The 15,815-nt window shown below is 71.8% G+C and carries 12 protein-coding genes; 5 read left to right on the forward strand and 7 right to left on the reverse strand.

Features of this window, described 5'->3' with window-relative positions; translation table 11 throughout:
- Positions 1–8: 8 nt before the first annotated feature.
- Together IQ210_RS38230 and IQ210_RS38235 are read right to left on the reverse strand one after the other, a co-directional pair.
- The gene (locus IQ210_RS38230; RefSeq protein ID WP_194083853.1) at positions 9–1,598 is read right to left on the reverse strand and encodes an AMP-binding protein; all 1,590 of its coding nucleotides are present in this window, start codon (positions 1,596–1,598) and stop codon (positions 9–11) included.
- Positions 1,595–3,259 carry an AMP-binding protein gene (locus IQ210_RS38235; RefSeq protein ID WP_194083854.1) on the reverse strand — a complete coding sequence of 555 codons (1,665 nt, stop codon included), beginning with the start codon at positions 3,257–3,259 and terminating at the stop codon, positions 1,595–1,597. The genes IQ210_RS38230 and IQ210_RS38235 overlap by 4 nt, the downstream gene beginning before the upstream one ends.
- A gap of 113 nt (positions 3,260–3,372) precedes the next feature.
- On the opposite strand from IQ210_RS38235, the gene IQ210_RS38240 reads away from it, so the two are divergent.
- The 3 genes from IQ210_RS38240 to IQ210_RS38250 all read left to right on the forward strand — a co-directional run bounded on the left by IQ210_RS38240 (position 3,373) and on the right by IQ210_RS38250 (position 8,163).
- Positions 3,373–4,191 (forward strand): helix-turn-helix transcriptional regulator, encoded by an 819-nt coding sequence (locus IQ210_RS38240; RefSeq protein WP_194083855.1) that lies wholly within the window; start codon positions 3,373–3,375, stop codon positions 4,189–4,191.
- A gap of 145 nt (positions 4,192–4,336) precedes the next feature.
- Positions 4,337–7,147: an ATP-binding protein gene (locus IQ210_RS38245; protein WP_194083856.1), complete on the forward strand. Its 2,811-nt coding sequence runs from the start codon at positions 4,337–4,339 to the stop codon at positions 7,145–7,147.
- A 224-nt stretch (positions 7,148–7,371) separates the two neighbouring features.
- Entirely contained in the window at positions 7,372–8,163 is a 792-nt protein-coding gene (locus IQ210_RS38250; RefSeq protein WP_194083857.1) for a S1 family peptidase, read from the forward strand.
- 103 nt (positions 8,164–8,266) lie between these two features.
- On the opposite strand, the gene dmpI is transcribed toward IQ210_RS38250, so the two are convergent.
- The 3 genes from dmpI to IQ210_RS38265 all read right to left on the reverse strand — a co-directional run bounded on the left by dmpI (position 8,267) and on the right by IQ210_RS38265 (position 10,519).
- Complete coding sequence (gene dmpI / locus IQ210_RS38255; RefSeq protein WP_194083858.1) at positions 8,267–8,449, reverse strand: 4-oxalocrotonate tautomerase DmpI; 183 nt, start codon at positions 8,447–8,449, stop codon at positions 8,267–8,269.
- 92 nt (positions 8,450–8,541) lie between these two features.
- On the reverse strand, positions 8,542–9,408 hold the full coding sequence (locus IQ210_RS38260) for a LysR family transcriptional regulator (RefSeq protein WP_194083859.1): 867 nt from the start codon (positions 9,406–9,408) through the stop codon (positions 8,542–8,544).
- A 10-nt stretch (positions 9,409–9,418) separates the two neighbouring features.
- A complete protein-coding gene (locus IQ210_RS38265) occupies positions 9,419–10,519 on the reverse strand; it encodes a winged helix DNA-binding domain-containing protein (RefSeq protein WP_194083860.1) in 1,101 nt (366 codons plus the stop codon).
- A gap of 146 nt (positions 10,520–10,665) precedes the next feature.
- Here IQ210_RS38265 and IQ210_RS38270 point away from each other — a divergent pair, with 146 nt between their 5' ends.
- Both IQ210_RS38270 and lpdA read left to right on the forward strand, forming a co-directional pair.
- Positions 10,666–11,829: a magnesium and cobalt transport protein CorA gene (locus tag IQ210_RS38270; RefSeq protein WP_228049264.1), complete on the forward strand. Its 1,164-nt coding sequence runs from the start codon at positions 10,666–10,668 to the stop codon at positions 11,827–11,829.
- Between the two features lie 53 nt (positions 11,830–11,882).
- Complete coding sequence (lpdA, locus tag IQ210_RS38275) at positions 11,883–13,295, forward strand: dihydrolipoyl dehydrogenase (RefSeq protein WP_194083861.1); 1,413 nt, start codon at positions 11,883–11,885, stop codon at positions 13,293–13,295.
- Positions 13,296–13,313: 18 nt separating this feature from the next.
- On the opposite strand, the gene IQ210_RS38280 is transcribed toward lpdA, so the two are convergent.
- A complete protein-coding gene (locus tag IQ210_RS38280; protein ID WP_194083862.1) occupies positions 13,314–14,336 on the reverse strand; it encodes a hemolysin family protein in 1,023 nt (340 codons plus the stop codon).
- Complete coding sequence (locus tag IQ210_RS38285) at positions 14,333–15,652, reverse strand: hemolysin family protein (RefSeq protein ID WP_194083863.1); 1,320 nt, start codon at positions 15,650–15,652, stop codon at positions 14,333–14,335. Before IQ210_RS38285 ends, IQ210_RS38280 begins: the two co-directional genes overlap by 4 nt.
- Between the last annotated feature and the right edge of the window lie 163 nt (positions 15,653–15,815).

A 15,815-nucleotide genomic window follows, 5' to 3' on the forward strand; every position in this document is an offset into this window, starting at 1 on the left:
ACCCCCCGCTACTCCTGTCCCGCCGCGTACCTCTCCCGCAGCTCCACCTTCCGCACCTTCCCCGACACCGTCATCGGGAACGACTCCAGCACCTGAAGCCTGCTCGGCACCTTGTAGTGCGCCAGCCGCCCCTCGCAGAAGGCCCGCACCTCCTCCAGCGTCGGCGGGTCCGCCGGGTCACGGGCGATGACGCAGGCCAGCACCTCCTCGCCGTACCGCTCGTGGGGTACGCCGACGACCTGGACGTCCGCGATCTTCGGGTGCGCGTAGAGGAACTCCTCGATCTCGCGCGGGTAGATGTTCTCGCCACCCCGGATGATCATGTCCTTGATGCGGCCGACGATCTCGACGTAGCCGTCCTCGCGCATCACGGCCAGGTCGCCGGTGTGCATCCAGCGCCCCGCGTCGATCGACTCCGCGGTTTTCCCGGGCTCGTTCCAGTAGCCGAGCATCACGCTGTAGCCGCGCGTGCACAACTCCCCTGCCTTGCCCCGGGGTTGAGTCACCCCGGTCGCCGGGTCGACGACCTTCACCTCGATGTGCGGCAGGACCCGGCCGACCGTGCCGGTGCGGTGCTCCAGGTCGTCGTCCCGCCGGGTCTGCAAGGACACCGGGGACGTCTCCGTCATGCCGTAGCAGATGGAGACCTCCGCCATATGCATCTCGGCGACCACCCGTTTCATCACCTCCACCGGACACGGCGAGCCCGCCATGATGCCGGTGCGCAGGGAGGAGAGGTCGTACGTCGCGAAGTCCGGGTCGTTCAACTCCGCGATGAACATGGTCGGTACGCCGTACAACGAGGTGCAGCGCTCCTGCTGGACGGCCTCCAGCGTGGCCTTCGGGTCGAAGGACGGGGCCGGGATCACCATGCAGGCGCCGTGCGAGGTCGCCGCCAGATTGCCCATCACCATGCCGAAGCAGTGGTAGAAGGGGACCGGGATGCAGATCCGGTCCTGCTCGGTGTAGGAGATCAACTCACCCACGAAATAGCCGTTGTTGAGGATGTTGTGGTGGGAGAGGGTGGCCCCCTTGGGGAAGCCCGTCGTGCCCGAGGTGTACTGGATGTTGATCGGGTCGTCGCAGGACAGCTCCGGGTACGGCGCCGGGGTCGCGCGGGTGAGCAGCGCGTCCCAGCTCGGGTCCCCGATGAACACGGTCTCCCGCAACTGCGGGCACTTCCCCCGCACTTCACCGACCATCGCCCGGTAGTCGCTGGTCTTGTGGCTGAGGGACGCGAACAGCAGGGAGATCCCGGCCTGATTGAGGACGTACTCGACCTCGTGGGTGCGGTACGCCGGGTTGATGTTCACCATGATCGCGCCGATGCGGGCCGTGGCGTACTGGACGAGCACCCACTCGGGGCAGTTGATCGCCCAGATGCCCACCCGGTCACCCTTGGCGACCCCGCTCGCCATCAGCGCGTACGCCAACTCCTCGACGTCCGCCGCGAATTCACCGTACGTCCAGCGCCGCCCGGACGGCACGTCGACCAGCGCCTCGCGCTCCGGCCAGCGTGCGACCGCCCGGTCGAGGTTCGCGCCGATCGTGTCCCCGAGCAGTGAGGTCCCGCTCGTCCCGTGGCTGTAGGAGCTCATCGGAAGTCCTCCTCGCGGTACTCGGCGTCCGATCCCTCGGCCGTGGCCTCGCGCAGCTCGATGCGGCGGATCTTGCCGGAGACGGTCTTGGGCAGCGGCGCGAACTCCAGGCGGCGGATGCGCTTGTACGGGGCGAGAACGTCCCGTGAGTGTTCGAAGAGGACCTTCGCCGTGTCCGGCCCGGGCTCCCAGCCCTCCGCCAGCACCACGTACGCCTTCGGCACCGCGAGCCGCAGCTCGTCCGGCGCGGGCACGACGGCCGCCTCGGCGACCGCCTCGTGCTCCAGCAGCGCGCTCTCCAGCTCGAAGGGGCTGATCTTGTAGTCGCTCGCCTTGAAGACGTCGTCGCTGCGGCCGATGTAGGTCAGATAGCCGTCGGCGTCCCGCGACGCCACATCGCCCGTGCGGTAGTAGCCGCCGGCCATCGCCTCCGCCGTACGGTCCGCGTCGCCGTGGTAGCCGGTCATCAGGCCGACCGGCCGGGCGGACAGGTCGAGCGCGATCTCGCCCTCGTCGGCACCCGAAGCGCCGGTCACCGGGTCGAGGAGCTCCACGCGATAGCCAGGGCTCGGGCGTCCCATGGAGCCGGTCTTCAGGGGCTGACCGGGACTGTTGGAGACCTGTACCGCCGTCTCCGTCTGCCCGAAACCGTCCCGGATCGTCACGCCCCACGCCCGCCGCACCTGTTCGATGACCTCGGGGTTCAGCGGCTCGCCCGCCGCCACCACCTCGCGGGGCGGGGTGCGCAGCTGGGTCAGGTCGGCCTGGATGAGCATCCGCCACACAGTGGGAGGGGCGCAGAAGGTGGTCACTCCCGCGCGGTCCATCTCGGCCATCAGACGGGCCGGGTCGAAGCGGGTGTAGTTGTGGATGAAGACGGTGGCTTCCGCGTTCCAGGGCGCGAACAGGTTCGACCAGGCGTGCTTGGCCCAGCCGGGCGAGGAGATGTTCAGATGCACGTCGCCGGGCTTGAGGCCGATCCAGTACATGGTCGCCAGGTGCCCGATCGGGTACGAGGTGTGGGTGTGCTCGACCAGCTTGGGGCGGGCGGTGGTGCCCGAGGTGAAGTAGAGCATCAGCGGGTCGTCGGCACGGGTCGGGCCGTCGGGCGTGAACGAGGCGTCGGCCTCGTACAGGTCGTCAAGGGCCAGCCAGCCCTCAACTGGATCACCCGCCGCGATCCGGGTGTACCGGCCGGGCACCTCCGCGAACTTGCCCGCGTCCTCGGAGCGCACGATCACATGCCGCACCCGTCCGCGCTCGACGCGGTCCCGCAGGTCGGCCGGGCCGAGCAGCGGGGTGGCCGGGATGACGACGGCGCGCAGCTTCATCGCGGCCAGCGCCGTGATCCACAGCTCGGCCTGGTTGCCCAGCATCACCAGGATGCGGTCCTCGGCGGCGACGCCCCGCTCGCGCAGCCAGTTGGCGGCCTGGTCGGAGCGGACCGCCAGCTCCCCGAAGGACAGCTTGGTCTCCCGGCCGTCCTCCTCGACGATGTGCAGCGCGGTCGCGGCGTTCCCGTGGGCGATGACGTCGAACCAGTCGAGCGCCCAGTTGAAGCGCTCGGGACGGGGCCAGGCGAAGCCCTCGTAGGCCGTGGCGTAGTCCTCGCGATGTGCCAGCAGGAAGTCCCGCGCACTGCGGAACAGCTCGGTCGTCATCTGTCCTCCTTGTACCGGACCATTGCCGGGCGGCTCTCTGCCATCGTTTACTCCGTGATGCAGGTCTCACTACCCCCGAACGGGGGTGTGCGCCGCGGCGAAAGGACGAACAGGTGAGCACGGACGCTGCGGAGATCCGGAACGCGCTGGTGCGGCTGCGGCGCACGACCGGGCTCCCGGTCGCCTTCGGCGGGCTGGTGGAGGCGGGCCGCCCGCAGATGCGCATCAGCGAACTGAGCGGCACCTCGACGGCCGCGCTGCGCGCGCTCGCAGTGGTCTCGGGCAGCGGCCTGGGCGGCAAGGCGGTCGCCCTTGCCCGGCCCTGCGCGGTGGCGGACTACTCCGTCTCACGGCAGATCAGCCACGAGTACGACGCCCCGGTCGCCGCCGAGGGCCTGCGCTCGATCGTGGCGGTGCCCGTCGTCGTACGGCGCCGGGTGCGGGGTGTCCTGTACGGCGCGCTGCGCACCGTACAGCCGCTCGGTGACCGGGTGCTGAGCGCGACGATGGAGGCGGCGCGGGACGTGGAGCAGGCGCTGGTCGTGCGGGAGGAGGCGCGGGAGCTGGTGACGGCGGCCGGGCCGGCCGGGCCGGCCGGGGCGGACCCGGTGTCGCGGGAGCAGGTCCGGGAGGCGCACGCGGCGCTGCGCGCGCTGGCGCCGCGGATCAGCGACCCGGAGCTGCGGGCCGAACTCCTCGACGCCTGCGGGCTGCTCACGCCCCGGCAGCCGGAGCGGGCGGCGCTCGCCCCGCGTGAGCTGGACGTCCTCGCCTGTGTGGCCGCGGGGGCGACGAACGCGGCGGCCGCCGAGCGGCTGGGGCTGCGGCCGGAGACGGTCAAGGGATACCTGCGTTCGGCGATGCGCAGGCTCGGCGCGCACACCCGCGGGGAGGCGGTGGCGGCGGCGCGCCGGGCGGGGCTGCTGCCGTAGAACGTTGCGCAGCCATTCATTCAGCTGTGCTTTGAATTTCCCCATGCTGTGAGGTTGTTATTTGCCTCACCACGTCTCCCCTCCGGATTTCAAAGAATCGTTGCCTAGAATTTGGCCCGGACACGACACGAGGGGAGCGGCGACCGTGCAACGGGACTTCCAGGAGCCTGCGAGATGCCGCCCCGACCTGGTCATCGGCCGGGAGGAGGTGTTCGCCCAGGCCCGCGAGCAGCTCGCCCGGGGCGGCAGCGTGCTGCTGCACGGCCCCGCCGGAATAGGAAAGTCCACCGTCCTGCGGGCATTGGCCGCCGATAACGGCGGCTCGGCGCGCACCGTGTTGCGCTGCTCGGCCACCGAGTCCGAATCGCATCTCCCCTTCCTCGCCCTCGCCGACCTGCTCGGTCTGGTCCTCGACGAGGTCTCCGGCAAGCTGCCCGCGGCCCAGCGCACCGCGCTGGAGTCGGCACTCACCGGCCGCGGCGAGTCCACCCTCCAGCGCGACGGCCTCGCCCTGCGCCTCGCGGTGCTGTCGGCGCTGCGCGCGCTCGCCGCCGAGGGCCCGGTGCTGATCGTCGCCGACGACGTGCAGTGGCTGGACTCCGCCAGCGCCGAACTCCTCGGCTTCGCCGCCCGCCGCCTCGGCGACACCCCGGTGCGAATGCTGTGCGCGGTGCGGACCGAGGGCCAGGAGTACGACCGTCATCTACGCGCGTCCCCGCCGGACACCCTCGCCCTGCGCGTCAACCCGCTCTCCCGCACCCAGGTCTCCGAACTGCTCGGCCACCGCGGCTACACCGGCCTGCCCCGCTCCACGGTCCGGGACATCCACCGCACCAGCGGCGGCAACCCCCTCTTCGCCCTGGAACTCGGCCGCGCCCTCAGCGAGAACCCGACCCCGCCCCGCCCCGGCGAGCCGCTCCCGGTGCCCACCTCGCTGCGCACCCTCGTGCTGAACCGTCTGGAGATGCTCTCCGACGAGGCCCGCCGCACCCTCCTCGTCGCCAGCGCCGGCGCCCGCCCCACCCCCGCCCTGCTGCGCGCGGCCGGCCGCGAGAACGCCGAGGCGGAGACCGCCCAGGCCGCCGCCCTGGGTCTGCTGGCCACCGAACCCGAGGGCCCCGCCGTACGGTTCGCGCATCCGCTGATCTCGGCCGCGCTGTACGCGGAGGCGCCCGCGCACGAGCGACGGGCCGCGCACGCCGCGCTGTCGAAGGCCGCCTCCGACCCCATCGAGCGGGCCCGGCATCTCGCCCTGGCCACCACCGGCACCGACCCGGACACCGCCGACAGCCTCGCCGAAGCCGCCTCGCTCGCCCGGGACCGCGGCGCCCCCTCGGTCGCCGCCTCCCTCGGCCTGCTCGCCGCCCGGCACACCCCCGCCGACGGCACCCCGGCCCCGGACACCCGCCGCCTCCAGGCCGCCGAGGACGCCATCACCGCCGGTGAGCTGGACCTCGCCCGGGACATCGCGCGGGACGTGCTGACCCGGGCGACCGTGCCCGCGGACCGGGTGCGGGCCTGGATCATCGTGATCGACACCGCGGGCCACGCCATGACCGAGGTCGACTCGGTCTTCCCGCAGGCCCTGGCCGACGCGGGCGACGACCCCCAGCTGCTCGCCCTGATCCACTACCAGCTGACCTGGCGGGCCGTCCTGGTGGACGGCGACTTCGACCAGGCACGCGAGGAGGCCGCGCACTCGGCGGCGCTCGCCGCGCGGGCCGGCGACCGCTACAACGAGCTGATGGCGCTGGCCTTCCAGGCCCAGATCGAGACCCTCATGGGCCACCCGGACGCCCCCGCGACCATCAAGAAGGCCCTGAAGGAGCCCCAGGACCCGAGGGTGTCGTGCCATCACAACGGCGCCGGCTACTCCCGCTTCCGCTGGCTGATCATGAGCGACCAGCTCGCCGAGGCCCGCGCGACGGTCACCGCGCTGCTGCGCGAGGTCCAGCGCACCGGGGCGGTCGAGAGCGAGGTGCACTTCCTGCGCGGGGTGGCCGAGACCGAACTGCGCTCCGGGCACTGCGGCCGCGCCCTCGACCTCGCCCGGGAGAGCCTGATGATGGCCCGCGACACCGGCATCGGCGAGGTCGCCTCCGCGGTCCTCACCTCGCTCGGCGAGGCCTCCGGCGGCGATGTGGAACGGGCCCTGGAGCTGGCCCGGGAGGCCGTCGCCCACGCCGAGGAGGACGGCGACCAGATGTACGTCTCCCGCGCGCTGACCGCCCTCGGCTACGCCCAGCTGGTCGCCGGGGACGCCGAGGGGACCGTCCGCTCGCTGCGCCGGGTGCGCGAGCTGGAGCACGGGCTCGGCATCACCGACCCGGCCCGCGGCCGCTGGCAGGGCGATCTCGCCGAGGCCCTCGTCAGGACCGGTGAGCTGCGCGAGGCCCAGGACGTCATCGACGTCACCCGGGAGCAGGCGCTGCGGCTCGGCCGGGAGAGCGTGCTCGCGGTGCTGGACCGCGCCGAGGGGCTGCTGCGCGCCGCGCGCGGTGAACACGAGGCCGCGCTCGCCCAGTTGACGTCGGTGCAGGACCGGCTCGCCAAACTCGGGTACGGCCTGGAGGAGGCCCGCACCGCCTTCGCGCTGGCCCAGCTGCGCACCCGACGGCCGGGCCCGACGTCGTACGACGAGGCGGCCCGGCTCTTCCGGCGCTGCCGGGCGCTGCCCTGGCTGCGGCAGGTCGACGCGGCGAGCGTCGTACCGGCGGTCGAACCGGAACCGGCCGCCGCGCCCGCGCCGGCGTCCGACGCCCTGGAGGGGCTCGCGGCGATGGAGCGTCAGGTCGCCGCGCTCGTCATGGAGGGCGCGACCAACCGGGAGATCGCCGCGCGGCTCTTCATCAGCGTCAAGACGGTCGAGGCGACCCTGACCCGGGTCTACCGGAAGCTGGGCATCCGCTCGCGGGTGGACATCGTCCGGCTGGCGGCGGGGCGCCGTACGAAGTGACGGGGCGCGGGCTTTACTGACCCGCGTGGTGTCCGCCTGCTCCGACCGAGGGTTTTCCCTGCCCAACTCCCCTAGGGGGTTCCCTCATTGGGAAGGGGAACTTCCGAGTTCTAGGTTATGAACGTGCCGCTCGCCCGGGCATACGGGGGTCGGTCCCGCGACCCCCGTGCTCAACCCCCCACACCCGCGCGTCCCCCCACCGGCAACCCCCACTGAGGAGACTCATGTTCGGGCTCAACCGCGCAAGAAAGACCGCGGCCGTCGTCGCGGCCACCGCTGCGGCCGCAGCGACCGCGCTGCTCGGCGCCCCCACCGCCGTAGCCGCTCCCCAGCCCATCGTCGGCGGTACGACGACCACGACGACCTCGTACCCGTTCATGATGCAGATCACGGACGCCTCCCAGAACCAGTTCTGCGGCGGCACCCTGGTCTCCTCGACCAAGGTCGTGACGGCGGCCCACTGCATGGTCGGCGAGACCACGAGCAGCGTCCGCGTCGTCGGTGGCCGGACCTACCTCAACGGCACCAACGGCACGGTCAGCCGGGTCAGCAAGATCTGGATCAACCCCAGCTACACGGACGCCACCAACGGCGACGACGTGGCCGTCCTGACCCTCTCGACGGCGATGTCGTACACCCCGGCGTCGTACGTCTCCTCGTCCCAGACCGGTGTGTACGCGGCGGGCACCACCGCGCGCATCCTCGGCTGGGGCACCACCTCGGAGAACGGCAGCTCCTCCAACCAGCTGCGGACCGCGACCGTGCCGATCGTGTCCGACTCCAGCTGTGCGAGCTCCTACGGTTCGGACTTCGTCCAGTCCGACATGGTTTGCGCCGGATACACCTCCGGCGGCGTAGACACCTGCCAGGGCGACAGCGGCGGTCCCCTGCTCATCGGGGGCGTCCTGGCAGGGATCACTTCTTGGGGCGAGGGCTGCGCGGAGGCCGGTTACCCGGGTGTGTACACCCGGCTGACCACCTTCTCCAGCCTGGTGACCGCGCAGGTCAACTCCTAGGTCCCAGAAGTTCTCCTGAGCACCCCTCAGGTGAAGTACCAGGGGGCGTTGCGGGCCTCCACGAGCGGCCCGCAGCGCCCCCTATCCACGTTTTCAGAAAGGGCTAACGGTCGGCGGTGAGCTTCCCTGCCGCGCCCCAGCTGTCGGTGGGCACCTCGTGGATCCAGACCTGGACGGTCTCGGCGGGGATCTTGTACGCGTCCACGAACGCGTCGGTGATCCGCTTGACGAGGTCCCGCTTGAGCTCGGTGTCGCGCGGGCCCTGCTGGACGGTGACGATCGGCATGAATGGACTCCCTTGAACGGTGTGCCTGTTCGGTGGTCGCAGTCCATCGCGTCCGCCGGCCCCGACCAAGAAGCAGCCCGCGACCGCAACGATCAGTTCTCGTGATCGCCGCAGGCCAGGAGCAGTTCCTCCAGATACGGCGGGGGTGTCGACGCCCGCACGGCCAGCCCCGTCGACAGGGCGAGACCCGGCGCGCGGAACGGTACGAAGGCCACCCTCGGGGTGTGCAGCACGCGGGCGTGGGCAGCGTAGACGACCGTCCACAGCGGGCGCGTGCCGATCGTGGCGAGGGTGTCCTGGAGGGAGCCGTTGACCGGTCCGGGCGGCGGCTCGAACCCGGCCTCGTGGCAGGCGCCGACGACGAGGTCGACGAGGGCGGGGTTGGTGCGCCGGTCGGTGAGGGCGAGCGGCAGCCCGGCGAGTTCCTCGACGCCGATCTCGGAGCGGGCGGCGAGCGGATGCGCGGCGGGCAGCGCGGCCACCAGGGGGTCGGACCACAAGGGCAGTACGCGTACGCCGGGGACGGGCTCGACGGCTCGTACGAACGCGGCGTCGAGCTGCCCGCCGGCGACCTGCGCGAGCCGTTCGGCGACGGGCAGGGACACCAGCTCGACCGGGACGTCCGGCGCCCGGCGGGTGAACGCGGCGAGGACGCGGTCCAGGTGCTCGCCGAGCCCGGTGCTGGTGCCGAGCCTGAGGCCGGGCGGCGGGGCGACGGCAGCCCTGGCCCACTCGGCGGCGGCCAGCACGGCCCGCGCCTCGGGCAGCAGCCGCTCCCCGGCCGCCGTCAGCCGCACCCGCCGGGGCGAGCGGTCGAACAGCTCGGCCCCCAACTCCCGCTCCAGCCGCTGGATCTGCTGGCTGACCGCCGACTGCACGATGTGCAAACGCTCGGCGGCCCGCCCGAAGTGCAGTTCCTCGGCGACGGTGACGAAGTAGCTGAGCTGGCGCAGTTCCATGAGGGGGACTCTAGGAGGGTCGTACGGCGGTCCCGAACCGGATGTCGTACGAGGTCCCGGGGTGCATGGTCGCGAGCATCCGCATCCCCTCTTCCGTGACCTCCTGGCGCTGGGCCTTGGTCAGCTTGCCGAACGGCTCGACGACGAGGGTGTCCTCCTCCAGCTTCCACACGCCCGCCAGGAAGCCGTCGACGAGGAAGGTGGCGTACACCATGTTCCCGACCCAGCTGCGGCCCCAGTACTCGGCCGGGATGACGCGGGTGCGGTCGGCGTGGGAGAGGAGGAGGTTGTCGAACTCGGGGAGGAAGCGGGGCGGGGCCGGGGTGTCGGCGGCGGGGCGCGGGGCGTCGGGGAGGTCGAAGAGCTCGACGCCGTGCTCGTCGCGGAAGGTCAGCAGCCGGGGGCGCAGGCGCTCGAACGCTTCCTTGAGGCGGGTCAGTCCGGCCCAGGTCTGCATGTCCTTCACGGAGGCGGGGCCGAAGGCGGCGAGGTAGCGCAGGACGGTGGCGTCCGGGGCGGGGACGGGTTCGGCTGGGCGGCCGAGCCAGTGCTCGGCGGTGGTGAGGGCGACCTGGCCGCTGCGTCCCCACAGTCCGCGCGGGGTGACCTGGACGAGGGGGAGGCGGCAGCGGGCAGCGATCGCGAGGGACTGCGGGTCGGCGTCCGGCCACTCTTCCAGCAGGGCCTCGCGCAGCTGCTTCATGGTGCGCGGCTCGGCCTCGACGAGGTCGCGGGCGAGGGCGGCGAGCCGGTCCAGATCGACGCCGACAAGTCCCTTGCGGAAGTTGGTGAGTTCGCGGTCGCGGGCGGCCTGGACGAGCGGGCGCAGGGTGAGGGCGTCGTCGGCGGTGTGGGTGTGGATGGTCGAGCGCATGGTGACGATCCGGACGACCTCGCGGTCGGCCATCAGCTCGGACAGCGCCTCGGGGCGGAAGCCGTCGAGGCGGGCGGCGAGCGCGTAGTACGGCGGCTTGACGTTCTGCGCCTGGAGCCCGAGCAGATGCTCCACGGCCGCCCGCGCCGTCAGGGGCGAGCGGTTCAGCAGCAACTGCCGGTCGAGGGTCGCGCGGTTGAGGGCGCGGGTGCCGAGCACGGGGTCCGTCTTCGTCATGCTCCGCACGTTAGCCGCCCTTGCGGACACCTTCTGTCCGCAAGGCTCACCGGATCCACGACCACCCGCCCCCGCCGACGTCGTTTGCCCCGTATATCCTGCTCGGTGATCACGCAGCCGTGGACTCGACTTGAGAGGCAGCCGTGATGTCCGAGCGACGTGCCCGACCGAACGGGAAGGGCCGGGGCAGGTCCGCCTGGCTTCGGTCCCTGGCCGCGGCGGCCACTCCGCCGACGCCGGAGCGGCGCCCGGCGCCCGAGGCGGAGCCGGCGCCCCCGGAGGCGGAACCGGCGAGCATCGTCCAGGCGGCCCTGTACCGCGACGGCGTGCGGGTGTCGTCGCCCGCGACGCTCGCCGAGACGTTCCGTGAGTTGCGGCTTCAGCGTTCCGGCATGGCGTGGATCGGTCTGGCCCGGCCCACCGAGGCCGAACTCCTGTCCCTGGCCGCCGAGTTCGACCTGCATCCACTGGCGGTCGAGGACGCGATGGAGGCCCACCAGCGGCCCAAGCTGGAGCGGTACGGCGAGACGCTCTTCGTCGTGCTGCGGGCGGCCCGCTATCTGGACGCCCCCGAGGAGGTCGACTTCGGTGAGCTGCACGTCTTCGTCGGCCCCGACTTCGTGATCACGGTCCGGCACGGCGCCGCCCCCGACCTGTCGGCGGTCCGCGGCCGCATGGAGGCGACGCCTGACCTGCTGAAGCTGGGCCCGGAGGCGGTGCTGTACGCGATCCTGGACGCGGTGGTCGACGGCTACGCGCCGGTCGTGTCGGGCGTCCAGAACGACATCGACGAGATCGAGACGGAGGTCTTCCGCGGCGACCCGGAGGTCTCCCGCCGTATCTACGAACTCTCCCGCGAGATGGTCGAGTTCCAGCGCGCCACCCGCCCCCTGGTCGGCATGCTGCACGGCCTGATGGCCGGCTTCTCCAAGTACGGCACGGACGAGGAACTCCAGCGCTATCTGCGCGACGTCGCCGACCACGTCACCCACACCAGCGAGCGCGTCGACGGCTTCCGCCAGGCCCTCACCGAGATCCTCACGGTCAACGCGACCCTGGTCACCCAGCAGCAGAACGCGGAGATGCGGGCGCTGGCCGAGGCGGGGTTCGAGCAGAACGAGGAGATCAAGAAGATCTCCAGCTGGGCCGCGATCCTCTTCGCGCCCACCCTCGTCGGCACGATCTACGGCATGAACTTCGTCCACATGCCCGAGCTGGACTGGAGCTTCGGGTACCCCTTCGCGATCGGGCTGATGGGCGTGGTCTGTGTCAGCCTGTACGTGATCTTCAAACGGCGGGACTGGCTCTGAGACGAGGCCGGGCCCCTGATTTCCGATGGTTTCCGACGGAAGAGGAACGACCCATGGTCGAGCAGGACGAGCGATTCGATGTTGTCGTACTCGGCGCCGGGCCCGGCGGCTACGTCGCCGCCGTCCGCGCCGCCCAGCTGGGCAAGCGCGTCGCGGTCGTCGAGGAGAAGTACTGGGGCGGCGTCTGTCTGAACGTCGGCTGCATCCCCACCAAGGCCCTGCTGCGCAACGCCGAGCTGGCGCACATATTCACCCATGAGGCGAAGACCTTCGGCATCAAGGTGGACGGCCAGGTCTCCTTCGACTACGGCGAGGCCTACCGCCGCAGCCGCAAGGTCGCCGACGGCCGGGTCAAGGGCGTCCACTACCTGATGAAGAAGAACAAGATCACCGAGGTGAACGGCCGCGGCACCTTCCTCGACCCGCACACCCTCCAGGTCACCGACTACGACGGCAACACCCGCACGATCGGCTTCGACCACTGCATCATCGCCACCGGCGCCACCCCCAAGCTGCTGCCCGGCACCAAGCGCAGCGCCCGCGTGGTCACCTTCGAGGAGCAGATCCTCGCCGAGGACCTCCCCCAGTCGATCGTCGTCGCGGGTGCCGGCGCCATCGGCGTCGAGTTCGCGTACGTGCTCCACAACTACGGCGTGAAGGTCACCATCGTCGAGTTCCTCGACCGCGTGGCGCCCCTGGAGGACGCCGAGGTGTCCGCCGAGCTCGCCCGGCAGTACCGCAAGCTGGGCATCGACGTCCTCACCTCCACCCGCGTCGACGCCATCGACGAGTCCGGCCCCCAGGTGCGCGTCACCGTCACCGCCAAGGACGGCTCGCAGAAGATCCTGGAGGCCGACAAGGTCCTCCAGGCCATCGGCTTCGCCCCGAACGTCACCGGGTACGGCCTGGAGAACACCGGCGTGAAGGTCACCGACCGCGGCGCCATCGACGTCGACGGCCGCTGCCGCACCTCCGTGCCGCACCTGTACGCCATCGGTGACGTGACCGCCAAGCTGATGCTCGCGCACACCGCCGAGGCCATGGGGATCATCGCCGCCGAGACGATCGCGGACGCCGAGACCATGGAGCTCGACTACGCGATGATCCCGCGCGCCACCTTCTGCCAGCCCCAGATCGCCAGCTTCGGCTACACCGAGGCGCAGGCCCGCGAGCTCGGCTACGACGTCAAGGTCGCCAAGTTCCCGTTCACGGCGAACGGCAAGTCCCACGGCCTCGGTGACACCACCGGCTTCGTGAAGCTGATCAGCGACGCCAAGTACGGCGAGCTCATCGGCGGCCACCTCGTCGGCCCGGACGTCACCGAGCTGCTGCCGGAGCTGACGCTGGCCCAGCAGTGGGACCTGACCGTGCACGAGGTCGCCCGGAACGTGCACGCCCACCCGACGCTCAGCGAGGCCGTCAAGGAGGCCGTGCACGGCCTGGCCGGCCACATGATCAACATGTGACCGGCGGCGCCGGCCGCGTCACACGGCGGCCGGCGCCGGTCCCACCAGCTCGGACAGCACGTCCTCCATCGTCACGAAGCCGAGGACGGCACCCGCCTCCCCCGTCACGGCCGCCAGATGGCTGCCGTCGGCGCGCAGGGCGGTGAGGGTGTCGTCCAGCGGGGTGTCGATGCGGACCCGGGTGACCGGGTGCAGCGCGGTGCGCGGGAAGGGCCGGTCGCGGTCGGCGACGCCGAGGGTGTCCTTGATGTGCAGATAGCCGAGGAGCGTGCCCTGCGGGCCGGTGACCGGGAAGCGGGAGTAGCCGGCCTCGGCGGCCATCCGCTCCAGGCGTGCCGGGGTGACCGAGGCGTCGACGGTGCGCATCCGCCGGGCCGGGACGAGGATCTCGCCGACCGGGCGGGTGCCCAGCTCCAGGGCGTCGCGCAGCCGTTCGCCGTCGGCGGGCGAGAGCAGCCCCGCCTCGCTCGCGTCGACGACCATCCGGGCCAGCTGGTCGTCGGTGAAGACCGACTCCACCTCGTCCTTCGGCTCGACGCGCAGCAGCTTCAGCAGGGTGTTGGCGAACGCGTTGACGCCGAACACCACGGGCCGCAGCACGCGGGTGAGCGCCACCAGGGGCGGGCCGAGCACCAGCGCGGTCGCCACGGGGGCGGCGAGCGCGATGTTCTTCGGCACCATCTCGCCGATCAGCATGTGCAGGTACGTCGCCACGGCGAGCGCGATGACGAACGCGATCGGGTGGACCAGGCCGTGCGGGATGTGGGCCGCCTCGAAGCCGGGCTCCAGCAGGTGTGCGATGGCCGGTTCGGCGACCGCGCCGAGCACCAGCGAGGAGACGGTGATGCCGAGCTGCGCGGTGGCCATCATCGCCGAGAGGTGCTCCAGGCCCCACAGGGTCATCCGGGCCCGCTTGTCGCCGTCCTTGGCGCGCGGTTCGATCTGGCTGCGGCGCACGGAGATCAGGGCGAACTCGCCGCCCACGAAGAACGCGTTGGTCAGCAGCGTCAGGGCGCCGATGACGAGTTGCAGGACGGTCATCGGGACTCCTCCCCCGCCTGGACCGGCACCGGGACCGGTGCGGTGATGCGGACACGGTCGGCGCGGTGGTGCTCGACGTCGAGGACGTCGAGCACCCAGCCGTCGAGCGCGACGACATCGCCCTTGACGGGGATGCGGGCGAGCCGGGTGGCGACGAGGCCGGCGACGGTCTCGTACGGACCCTCGGGCGCCGTGAGTCCTATCTCCTCCAGCTCGTCGATGCGGACGGAGCCGTCCGCCTCCCACGCCCCCGCTCCGACGGGCGCCAGGTCGGGCGCCTCGACGGGGTCGTGCTCGTCGCGGACCTCGCCGACGACCTCCTCGACGATGTCCTCCATGGTCGCGACGCCCGCGGTGCCGCCGTACTCGTCGATGACCACGGCCATCGTGCGCGTCGTGCGCAGCCGCTCCAGCAGCCGGTCCGCGGGGAGGCTGTCCGGCACCAGCAGGGGCTCGGTGGCAAGTTCGGTGACCGGGGTGACGGCGCGCCGCTCGGGCTCCAGGGCCAGCACGTCACGGATGTGGACGGTGCCGATGACCTCGTCCAGGCTGTCGCGGTAGACCGGGAAGCGGGACAGGCCGGTGGCGTACGTCAGGTTCGCCGCGTCGGCGGCCGTGGCGTGCGCTTCCAGGGCCTGGACATCGACGCGTGGGGTCATCACGTTCTGCGCGGTCAGCTCGCCCAGGTGCAGGGTGCGCACGAACAGCTCGGCCGAGTCCGCCTCCAGGGCGCCCTCGGCGGCCGAGTGCTCGGCCAGCGCGACCAGTTCCTCGGGGCCGCGCGCGGAGGCCAGCTCCTCGGCGGGCTCCAGGCCGAGACGGCGTACGGCACGGTTCGCGGTGTCGTTGAGATGGCGGATGAACGGGCCGAAGGCGGCCGTGAAGCCGCGCTGCGGTCCGGCCACCACCTTCGCGACCGCGAGCGGCCGGGAGATCGCCCAGTTCTTCGGGACGAGCTCGCCGATCACCATCAGCACGACCGTGGACAGCGCCACGCCCAGGACGGTCGCCACCGTCGGAGCCGCCCCGCCCAGCCCTGCGGCCTCCAACGGGCCCCGCAGCAGAGCGGCCAGCGACGGCTCGGCGAGCATGCCGATCACCAGTGAGGTGACGGTGATGCCGAGCTGGGCGCCGGAGAGCTGGACGGTCAGCCGGCGTACGGCCTTCAGGGCGCCCTCGGCCCCGCGCTCGCCGGCCTCGGCGGCCCGTTCGAGCTCACCGCGCTCGACGGTGGTCAGGGAGAACTCGGCCGCGACGAACACCGCGCAGGCCAAGGTCAGCAGGAGGGCCGCCAGGAGCAGCAGGACCTCGGTCACCGCGCCACCCCCGTTCCCTCTGGCGGGCGGGAGGCGGCACGGCTGGTACTGGGAGGCTCACCCATCGCGGGCTCGTTTCTCCTTCTCGGGTCGGTGGATCGGGGTGTGTCGCTGCACCCCATGGTAAAGGGCGCGCAAAGCACGCTGGTCAAGAGCACAACGC

Source organism: Streptomyces justiciae, from assembly GCF_015163075.1.
GTDB lineage: Bacteria > Actinomycetota > Actinomycetes > Streptomycetales > Streptomycetaceae > Streptomyces > Streptomyces justiciae.